The organism is Cupriavidus sp. L7L, from assembly GCF_004353535.1.
Classification (GTDB): Bacteria; Pseudomonadota; Gammaproteobacteria; order Burkholderiales; family Burkholderiaceae; genus Cupriavidus; species Cupriavidus oxalaticus_A.
This window is the reverse complement of sequence record NZ_SMNY01000203.1, coordinates 1-1,274: the sequence shown is the minus strand read 5'-3', so window position 1 is coordinate 1,274 and position 1,274 is coordinate 1. Positions and strand designations below refer to the sequence as shown.

Genomic DNA, 1,274 nt, shown 5'->3' with positions numbered 1-1,274 from the left:
TGATGCTGCTGTCGGCCACACCGCACCAGGGCAACCATTTCCAGTTTTGGATGCTGGCTCAATTGCTGAACCCGACCTTATTCGGCAGCCCTGAGGAAATGCTGGAAAACCGCCACCGACTGAACACGGTGATGTTCCGGCGCACAAAGGCAGACGCCTGCCAACCCGATGGCTCACCGCTGTTTGCGCGGCGCTGGGTACACACCGAATCCTTCCTGATGGGTCAGGAAGAGCGGCTGTTCTATGAGAAGCTGCGAGAGTATCTGGAAGACGGCTTCGATCTGGCCCGCCGCCAGGGCAATCAGGGGCGTGCGCTCGGCTTCCTGATGGCGATCTTCCAGAAGATCGCCGCATCGAGCTTTGCCGCTGTGCGGCGGACGTTGAAGCGTCGCTTGCTGATGCTCACATTGCATGAGGCCCTGCTGCGCGACAAGGAGTTGGACATTGAAGGCCGCGAGCGCCTGACTGAGGAAGCACGCGGGCTGATTCACGAGGAGTTCGGCCTGCCGCACGACAGCATCGGGCGCAGCGAAGTAGATCGTGTGCTCGCCGACCTCAAGTACCGCTTGGTCAAGAAACTGGACGAGGAGGCATTGGAAATGGCCTCCGATCCCTACGCCAGCGAATATTCGGCGACGCACGCGGAGGAAGCTGCATCGGCGGTCGTTGAGCTCCATCTGCCCGAGGAGCGCCTCCGCATTGGCGATCTGCTCAAGGTCTTCCCGCAGCGGCGAGAGACCAAGGCGCAGAAGCTGCTCGATGGCGTGGGCACGTTGTGGCGACAAAACCCGAACGAGAAGATCGTGGTGTTCGCTACGTACCTCGGTACCGTCGATCTGATCGCCCGCGAAATCGACCAAACCTTTCCCGGCCAGGGCGTCGTAGTGCTGCGTGGCGGTGACCACGGTGCCAAGGTGGCTGCCGAGCGCCGGTTTCGCCAGAAGGATGGCCCACGGGTGCTGGTCTGTACCGCCGCTGGCCGCGAAGGCATCAACCTGCAGTTCGCGCGCATCCTGTTCAATTTCGACCTACCCTGGAACCCGATGGACGTGGAGCAGCGCATCGGGCGCATCCACCGATACGGCCAGAACCACACTGCGCAGGTCTACAACCTCGTCTTGTCGGACACCATCGAGGGCCGCATCTTCCTGCTGCTCGACGAGAAACTGACTGAGATCGCACGCACCGTGGGCAAGGTGGATAATCAGGGCAACGTCGCCGAAGACCTGCGGGCGCAGATTCTTGGCCAGTTGTCCGAGCGGCTCAATTACGAC

The 1,274-nt window shown here is 61.5% G+C and carries 1 protein-coding gene; it reads left to right on the top strand.

Going from position 1 to position 1,274, the window contains the following annotated elements:
* A partial coding sequence (locus E1J61_RS38600; RefSeq protein WP_243737143.1) for a helicase-related protein occupies positions 1 to 1,274 on the top strand: 1,274 nt, incomplete at both ends.